Raw genomic sequence first — 8,766 nt, 5'->3', positions numbered from 1 at the left:
TGGTCCACCATCCAAACCTACCGGACGTGTTTTACTCGCTTGCGGATTTTGGATTCGACCAGTTTTTTGGTTCCTGCCGACTACGGGGAGGACTACCGAGGTTCCGTCTCATCAGGAGCGAAAATTCAGTTTGAATATGACTTGTTGTCTGGTGCCTGTCTTCAACTATGCGTTCAATCGGCCAATGACTCGGACGCCCGTTTTGCCTATCATGCCCAGCACACGATTTTGCCGAATGACCTATGTATTCGGGATTTGGGCTTTTTCTCCGTTGCCGCACTAACCGAGATCGACGCCCGAGGAGCGTATTATATTACTCGGCTCCGTTCCGATATGAAAGTGTATATCAAAGAGAATAGCCAGTGGAAGGAATGGGATTGGGAATCTCTTGGGAATCAATTAAAGGAAGGGGAATCAGTAGAAATGGAACATGTATACATCGGGCATGAGCGTTTGTATATCCCACGCTTGATTTTTCGACGTTTGACGGAAGAAGAATGGCAAAAACGGATGGCGTATGTGCGAAAAAGGGAAAAAAGAAAAGGGAAGGCACTGACACGCCAAACCCTCGAACAAAAGAAATACCACATCTTACTGACTAATTTACCACAAGAGTCGTTTGATGGGCAACAGGTTTATGAGCTTTATTCTTTGCGGTGGCAAATTGAATTGCTGTTTAAAGCGTGGAAGTCCGTTTTTGATTTGGAGAAAGTGAAAAAGATGAAGAAAGAACGGTTCGAATGCCATGTATATGGGACGTTGATTGCCATTTTGGTGACTCAGACCTTTCTGTTTCAAGCTCGAACGTATTGGCAACAAACAAAAGGGATTCAAATCAGCGAACGGAAAGCGCTAGATGTTCTCCAATCCTATTGGCAACAACTGCTTTTGCGCCTATCCAAGGAAGAAATCAGCCTTTCTTCTCTCCTCCTTCTATTGAGAAAACATGGAAGAAAGGATCGAAGGAAAGGAAAAGAAACGGCATCGGATCTCTTGGTTAAATTGGGTATTTATTGATTAGATTTATAAAAACGCCAAATAACCCTCTCCAAGAGGGTTATTTGGCATGCCTAAAACATGTGGTATTCTTTTTCTTCAGCTAATGATCACAAACATTGCGTATGGACACAACGACCCTTAACACTAAATTTGACGGGTATGGGAGGGTTCTCGCTCGTATGTCCCTAATATAAGGGTAAAGCTACAATGGCTCTATATCCTAGAAAACTATAATTTTCACCATATTTTTGAAGCGACGATTCCGAGTAAAATTCCGATCATAGCGCTCGATAGTGTTCCAATCAGATAATATTCCGCAAATTGTTTGTGTTCAAATTGCTTAAATCGGGTTAATGTTTTTAATGCTGCTAAAAAGGCAAGTCCCTGTGGTAAATCGATCATCATCAGGATCACGATCAGAGCCCGCTCTAGCATGCCGATGATTTGGCCAATTTTGGCTGGTGAATCATGAAAATACTGCTCTGTTTTGATCGTGGTGATCTCTGTTTCTGTTCTTCCATCACTTTCATATTTCGTTTTTACTTCTGTCTTTTCATCGGATAAGCGATATATTCCTTCTTGCAATTCGCTGTTTGGAGCAATATTTTGCAAGAGAATTCCAAGAAAATAACCAGCTCCATAAGTGGCTAAAATAAAAATGCAAATGACAGCAGCGATCTTTTCATAAATACTAGCATTACCTGTAAACACCGCATAAAACGCTTGGATATTGTCCATAAATGACCATTCTGACGTCGTGGCAGTGAAATAATGAAGTACAAAAATAATGGTCAAAAAGTGAAGAACTTGATCGATGAGAAACAACAGTGCGTGACTACTTACTCTATTCATTTTTTTGCTTAATTTTATTTTTCCGTAATCAATAACAAAGCGAAAAATAGAGATTATTAAAATAGCTTGTCCAAATGACCAAAGGGTTGCACTAGTAATAGATGGATTGACGAATGCAATCACGAGACTAGCCATTGCCATTAAAATCACATGAATAGCAACATGCTTGGCTAGTGTAATGATGGGTTTACTCTTTCTCTGCTCGATGAATGAATCCGATTGAAAAATAAAATCCCCCAGCAAATGAGCAGCATAAAAATAAATCCACAAATTTTATCGCTCCCTACGATTCAAGAGATTTTCATACAGCACTAGCAATTGAGTAAAGCTATCTTCTACTGCTTTGATTTTTTGGTAATCAGCACGTTTCAGTAAGTAACTGACGGTCGAAATAGGTGATTTGTACCCTAAATGTTTTCCGATTTTTTCATACGTCCATTCGGGAAATTGTTCAATCAATTCGATGACTTGTTTTTGCTTATCCGTCCACTTTCGTTTGGTTGTGACGATTACATTTAATAAGGCGTTAAGTGGTTCGTGCGGGACAAGTTCGGATGAAAAATAAAAGCTTGTCTCGGTTTCAACATCATTCCAAATTTTTGCTTGCTCACTTTTTTTCTTTAGTTGTTTGTCCCTTGCTTCAAATGCATGTAACACAGCGCTTCCATTCATCGTATGAACGTTTATTTCATCCGTTTCCAGTTCTCCAATTCCAATGCCTAAATAAAAAGGACAACGATGGAGCCGTGACAGTTGGAAAATCTGGTTGATCAGCGGATAGGCATGCGAAAAGTTTTTCATGACGCCAATGAGTTCATCGCCATTTCGAATGGCAAACGGAACAAGCAAGTCTTGTTCAAATTGTTTGTTGATTGTCTGCTGGCATTCTTTCAGTATGGAAATTAAATGTTCTTTCTCTATCCGTTTGGACTGTTTGACATCTGCTGCGAAACAGATTGCTGACGTTGGTTTCATAATATCCCTCTTTTTGTTGATGAATATATATCAACATTTTTGATGTTGTTGAAAAAATATCAACATATACTTGCTGATACAAGGATAGTAAAAATTCGTCGCATTTGCAATAACCAATTTGTTGTGAGCAGGATTATACAATCCTTGTTCATCTTACAGCGAATATGGATTCTACAGAGATGGGAGGCACTGTTAAATTTCAAGGGCTACCCCAACGGAAAACTCTGCATTTTTTGCTTGCAGAAAACAGTGTTATGTTCACGGATCTAACTTTCATCCATATAAAAGAGGGTGCACTTCCTATCAAGTGCACCTCCACAGTTGACATAGAACTGTTTATTTTTCAATCAACATTTGGCTCATGCATGCCATTCTTGATCATATAATACTCAATCGCTTGTTGAAACCACTCGTCCTCTTCCTTTGTATGCGGAGACGGAAACTTGTTCTTGAGTTCTTCTATTTCTGTCTCATCTAACCCACTGAAAGCTTTCGCCGCTTCTTCACTGACAAATTCAAGGGCTACCTTCATGTATTTTTCTACGAGTTCTTGTACCTCAGGGTCATGAACGGGCTTTCCTGCTAACCTTTTTACTTCCTTGGACAAATGGATAAATTCTTTGTCTAATGCAATCATCTCTTCTTCAGGTTTATTGAATAACTCATCAACCACTTCCTTAGACGTATGTTGTTCTAGCCATTGGCGTTGTTCCTTCTCTGTTTGGATGTTGTGAATTAGACTCATTAAGATTGTACTGTCTACTTCCCCTTCTTCCTCTAACAGGGTAATCGTTCGATCGATCGCTTTTAATACTCTTTCGATATGTTCTTTTTTCTCCTCAAACGCTTTTCGTTGAATTTGTAATGTTTCCTTTAAGCTTAAATCGAAGCTAGGTTCGTTGATCATTTTGCATATTTCCTCTAGACTGTAGCCTAAAAATTTAAGGCTTACAATTTTTTGCAACGTTAGTACATCTTGATCGGTGTATAGGCGATGTCCAGAACTAGGATGCTTTTCAGGCTTGAGCAGTCCAATTTCATCGTAATAATGCAATGTCCGTATCGTTGTACCCGTCTTTTCAGAAAATTCTCCTATTGAATAATATGGTTTCTTGTTCATCTTCAAATTCCTCCCATCCAATATGATTGCAGCTGAGGTCATTTCAATCATACTTCCTCACGTAACGGGAGGTGCAAGCGAAACTTTTAAAGGATTATAAATTTTGACGAAATGTTAAATGACTAGTTTTAGGAGTGATTGTTCTCTTTGTTAAGAAGTTCTGATACGGGTTGAATAATTCCTTCACCGAATTTTCGTTTTAATTGCTCAATGGCATTCAATAATGCTTCATTTTTTGCATCTTCTTCATAGCTGAACAAATCTAATTGTTTGATCGATTCTTTTTTGTTCAATACATCCAGGGCGGTAATCCCTAACAATCTTACTGGATCTCCGTTCCAATGCTGTTTAAATAGCTTCACCGCATATTCAAAAATTTCTTCTGGTTCTTGAAACGGATTCAATAACTTTTTACTTCGAGTCACCGTTTGAAAATCAGCGTAGCGAATCGTAATTTGAATCGTTGAGGAAACGACTCGCTTCCTTTTCATTCGGTTGCTGACTGAATAAGCCAGTTTTCGCAATACTTCAATGAGGGTATGTTCCTCAGTAACATTATGAGAAAGGGTCGTGGAATGGCCGATGGTTTTAAATTTAAGAACGGCTTCAGGATCAACCGGTCGGTGATCGATTCCATTTGCTCGCTCCTGCAAGTAGACCCCTGTGATGCCAAGTAAGTCTTTTAACACTCCTTTTTCCGTTTTTGCCAATTCACCAATGGTAAAAACACCAATGCTTTTTAACTTTTTTGCTGTTTTTTCTCCAACCCCATGCATCGCTTGAACGGGCAAAGGCCAGAGTATTTTTGGCACATCCCGTTTGCGAAGGACTGTAATTCCTAATGGTTTTTTTAGATCGCTCGCCATTTTTGCCAAAAACTTATTAGGAGCAATTCCGATGCTAACGGGAATTTTTAACGTCTCTAACAAACCTTTTTGAATTTGCTGAGCGATTTGAAGAGGAGTTCCCGACGAATAGCGATTGGTTATATCCAAATATCCCTCGTCAATAGAAGCAGGTTCCAAAATCGGCGAAAAAGTTGCTAGAAATTGAAAAACTTTCGTACTCATTTCTCGATATAGGTCAAAATCAGGTTTCAGGATCACCAATTGTGGACACTTCTTCTTTGCCTCCCACAAAGGCATGGTCGCGTTCGACATGTGCCTGGCACTTAATAAGGGTGTACTTTTTTCACCGGCCTTTTAGAGTGTGAATCGTCTATTTCTTTCGTTTCAATTTCTTTATTGTGATTTTGATATCGTCTAATAGTGCGCTTTCACTTAGCCATTTCCAAAATTTCTTTTTTGTTAAATACTTTTTTTCCTCAACAATTCTTTCAAGCCTTGATGCATCATCAGTATTTCCATATCTACCTATTGCAAGTATGGCATGATTCTTTAGTGTTGTATTAAAATCACCCGTTAAAATTTCAAAGAACTTATTTACTACATCCCTGGTAACTTTGTCCTTAGGAAATTTTTCCGCGAAAGCAAGTAGAGTAACGGCACTAAAAATACGCTCAAATTCCTCACTAAAGAGATCTTCTATTATAACTTTTGATGCTTCTGGATGATCAAATGAATGATAAATAGCCTCTGCTAATGCTTTATGAGAATAACGGGAATCTGGTTTTCTGTACTCCTTGATTATTTCTTCTATTCCACACATTATTTGTAATTTTGCTACCTTGATTTGTTCCAGTACCTCTTTGTTATCCGTCTTGATTTTGTCTAATTCTCTTATAGCATTGTAATCGCCAATTGTTCCTATCATAGCTATATCTGCGATTAAATCCGTGCCACTTTTTTTAGATAAATTGTGAATTTTTCTTTTTAATTGAGTTTCTTTACCCTCTAAAAAATCCAATACACTTTCTGCATAAGCTTTAACAAAAAATATCTCTGTCTCATCTTCAAGAATAGCTTTCAGAAAAGGGATTACACTACTGTCATTTAATAATTTCAATGTTTCTAATATCCCAATCTTACCATTAGGATCTACTTTATAAAAGTATTTTTGTAAGATAGTAATTATGTCCCTTCCCATCTTAGCTAAATCTTGAGCAACTATATCTATATTATGCTCATTAAAATTATTAACTAAATTTCTAACCGTCTCCTCATATTGATTCATATTTTTCACCCCTAAAACTATCAAAGAGGGACACACTCTAAGTGTGTGTCCCAAAATATCTTTAATAACTTGCCTTAATTATAATCCATGCGCCGGCTTTCTTATAATTCTTGAGTTGCCTTTTTACATAGCTTCTTTTCCAAGAACCTTTTGGTTTTAATTCAACGACAACCCTTCCTCTAAAAAATTGAAGGTCTGGACGTTTTTTAGTACCTCTTAATGGTTTATCATATTTGCCTCCAGGAACAACTCTTTTCATAGCTTTTGTCCATGCTTGGTGCGCGGCTCTCCCTCTAACATATGCAGGACCCTTAGTAATATTGTAAATATTTCTTGCAACTTTAGCTGCACGGTAAGCACCTGAGCCTATTCCACCGATAGCACCTAAACCAGCTCCTATTGCAACAGAACCCCACAACTTCCAACCTTTGAGACCTCTACTTTTTGCAGACTTATACGACGATACTCCTCCGATTAACGCTCCTACTGCCATCCACACCCAATGCCCATCCGGATCCACCAACATCACTGGGTTGTTGTTCGCATACGCATACCCATTCTGCGTGGGAATATCACCCGCATCCCCTGAGTCTGGATCCAAGGAAGGGAACACACCGTGCCCTAGACAATAAGAAAGCTGCTTAACGGAACCCCATAGGATAAAAAAACAGAAGGACGAATTTGCGTCCTTCTGAAGAAAAATTTTAAACTGTCAATCTGGTGAAAAATGATTCAACTTTGATAATATTTTAGAGCTATTCATTATGCCTCTCTTAATTTTACAGAGGTATAACGCTTTGAATTTTTCTCGTAAAGCGCTATTTCATCATCACTTATCCACATTAAATGACCTAAAAACCTATCGTAAATAAGTTCATCGGGTTCAGTTGACACTATTTTTTTTTCAAGTAATACTTTATCTTTTCTATCTTTAATCACCATCTTTATTGTAAAATCATACAGATCGTGATTACAATGTACCTCAGCTTTGTATTTTTTATTTGGACTTAATTTAGGCTTGTTCCAAATAAACTCATTAATATAGTTTAACTCCTTTACTCTCTCATAAGCTTCTTGAAAAGGATTAGGATCCCAATTTTTTTCTCTAATAACAAAATCGAGGCTATTTTTCAACAGTTCTAGGATCTCTATTTTTTTTTTGTTATCTGGATACTCTAGAAATTCTTGAATATTATATGGCACTAAGACTTGACAAAAACCATCAAAACATCCTAATAGTTTCATCTCGGAGTAATTACCACAATGGAAATTTAACTGCCTACAATCAGCGGTTTTATATTTTTTATCAAAGACCCGTTCATACAATTTGGTAATACATCTAGTTTGAAAAGAAAAACTTTTTTTAACGTCGGATATCCCTTCTTCTCCTAATAATAGAAATGTTTTCAGTAACATAGCTTACCCCTTTCTTTATGTTATCACGGTCTGACATGAAGATACATATTACCCCCAGCTTTTCTCACTGCATAAGCTCTTCCTCTCTCCCACTTTAGAGCTTTCTCTCTTCCATAAATATTTCTCTTAACAATCCGAGCATAGTATCTTTGATACCCCGCTTTTTTATTCCACTTATTGACCTGACGGTTAGCCCTAGGTGATGTACCGTTTTTGTTTAGCTTAGCACCACTAATACCTACTTTAACTATACGTTTTTTACCGTTAACTATTTCATAAATTTCATACCCATGATGAATCCTCTTTGAGAATCGACTATTACCATGCACAGCTTTAATAATTTTACTAGCAGCTTTGAACTTGCCACCAAAACCAACAAAATTGATAGCCGCCGCAGCTGCGACACCTTTCCATCCTTTTCCTGACTTGTATGCCTTATACGCACTATAAGCCGCAACCCCTGCATTGATGGCCAGCCAGACCCAATGCCCATCTGGATCCACCAACATCACTGGATTGTTGTTCGCATACGCATACCCATTCTGCGTAAGGATATCGTCCGCATCCCCTGGATCTGGGTCTAGAGAAAGGAACACGCCATGCACCGGATGGTAGTACCGGGCAATCAGATAATACAGACCCGTTTCTTGGTCATATTGGTATCCCGCATATCGGTATGGATTTTCGTCCGCCAATGCGCCGGATTGGGAAAGAATGTTCCCCCACGCATCGTATTGGTAACGGGCCACGATGTTTCCTTGCGCATCCGTTAGGGCGATGACATCGCCATGGGCGTTATAGTGGTAAAAATACGTCGCATTGCCTTTTTTCATGGCAAGGAGTTGCCCGTTTTCTCCGTATATATACGATCTTACCACATTTCCACTTGCATCGGTTTCATACAGAACGTTTAGGCTGTCGCCTTGGTAATGGTAGTTCGTAATGACGCCATTCACATTCTTTTGGATGCGTCGGCCGTCTTCATCATATTTGTATGTGACAAACGGCGTGCTTTCTCCTTTTCTTGTAATGGAAACTAATTGGTCTGCTTCATTCCATTCGTATTGATACTTTCCATCTTCTAAACGATTGCCGTTGGCATCATAAGAGATTGTCTCTGTTCCAAAACGAACCAACTGATTGGCAGCGTTATAATCTGCATCGGTGGTCGTCGACTGCCCATCTTTCGTTTTCACGATTTGCTTCCGATTTCCGAATCCGTCATAGGAATACTCGATGTTCGTACCATCTGGAAGTTGTTCTTCCACTAA

Annotated in this window: 9 protein-coding genes; 1 reads left to right on the top strand and 8 read right to left on the bottom strand. The window is 38.7% G+C overall.

The window, feature by feature from the left end:
- On the top strand, positions 1-1,017 hold a 1,017-nt coding region (locus tag LH47_RS13370), incomplete at its 5' end, for an IS4 family transposase (RefSeq protein ID WP_043968341.1).
- 219 nt (positions 1,018-1,236) lie between these two features.
- Here the strand turns inward: LH47_RS13370 and LH47_RS13365 are convergent.
- The 8 genes from LH47_RS13365 to LH47_RS13330 all read right to left on the bottom strand — a co-directional run.
- Entirely contained in the window at positions 1,237-2,121 is an 885-nt protein-coding gene (locus LH47_RS13365; RefSeq protein ID WP_043968331.1) for a DUF3307 domain-containing protein, read from the bottom strand.
- A 3-nt stretch (positions 2,122-2,124) separates the two neighbouring features.
- Positions 2,125-2,826: a SatD family protein gene (locus LH47_RS13360; RefSeq protein WP_043968330.1), complete on the bottom strand. Its 702-nt coding sequence runs from the start codon at positions 2,824-2,826 to the stop codon at positions 2,125-2,127.
- 343 nt (positions 2,827-3,169) lie between these two features.
- Positions 3,170-3,946, bottom strand: a complete 777-nt coding sequence (locus LH47_RS13355) for a MerR family transcriptional regulator (RefSeq protein WP_043968328.1) — start codon at positions 3,944-3,946, stop codon at positions 3,170-3,172.
- Between the two features lie 128 nt (positions 3,947-4,074).
- Positions 4,075-5,091 (bottom strand): DNA polymerase IV, encoded by a 1,017-nt coding sequence (locus tag LH47_RS13350; protein ID WP_456059102.1) that lies wholly within the window; start codon positions 5,089-5,091, stop codon positions 4,075-4,077.
- Positions 5,092-5,164: 73 nt separating this feature from the next.
- Positions 5,165-6,079, bottom strand: a complete 915-nt coding sequence (locus tag LH47_RS13345; RefSeq protein WP_043968325.1) for a hypothetical protein — start codon at positions 6,077-6,079, stop codon at positions 5,165-5,167.
- Between the two features lie 61 nt (positions 6,080-6,140).
- Complete coding sequence (locus LH47_RS17175) at positions 6,141-6,572, bottom strand: hypothetical protein (protein ID WP_152619627.1); 432 nt, start codon at positions 6,570-6,572, stop codon at positions 6,141-6,143.
- A gap of 269 nt (positions 6,573-6,841) precedes the next feature.
- On the bottom strand, positions 6,842-7,495 hold the full coding sequence (locus tag LH47_RS13335) for a hypothetical protein (RefSeq protein ID WP_014195316.1): 654 nt from the start codon (positions 7,493-7,495) through the stop codon (positions 6,842-6,844).
- 23 nt (positions 7,496-7,518) lie between these two features.
- Positions 7,519-8,766: RHS repeat-associated core domain-containing protein (locus LH47_RS13330; protein ID WP_152619626.1), on the bottom strand; the 1,248-nt coding region annotated here is incomplete at its 5' end.

Origin of the sequence: Anoxybacillus thermarum (assembly GCF_000836725.1) — a bacterium.
Lineage (GTDB): Bacteria > Bacillota > Bacilli > Bacillales > Anoxybacillaceae > Anoxybacillus > Anoxybacillus thermarum.
This window is presented reverse-complemented; position numbering and strand designations above follow the sequence as displayed.

Coding starts and splice junctions, on each gene's coding strand:
- LH47_RS13335 (WP_014195316.1), bottom strand. CDS start 7,495: ATGTTACTGAAAACATTTCTATTATTAGGAGAAGAAGGGATATCCGAC.
- LH47_RS13360 (WP_043968330.1), bottom strand. CDS start 2,826: ATGAAACCAACGTCAGCAATCTGTTTCGCAGCAGATGTCAAACAGTCC.
- LH47_RS17175 (WP_152619627.1), bottom strand. CDS start 6,572: ATGGCAGTAGGAGCGTTAATCGGAGGAGTATCGTCGTATAAGTCTGCA.
- LH47_RS13345 (WP_043968325.1), bottom strand. CDS start 6,079: ATGAATCAATATGAGGAGACGGTTAGAAATTTAGTTAATAATTTTAAT.
- LH47_RS13355 (WP_043968328.1), bottom strand. CDS start 3,946: ATGAACAAGAAACCATATTATTCAATAGGAGAATTTTCTGAAAAGACG.
- LH47_RS13350 (WP_456059102.1), bottom strand. CDS start 5,091: ATGCCTTTGTGGGAGGCAAAGAAGAAGTGTCCACAATTGGTGATCCTG.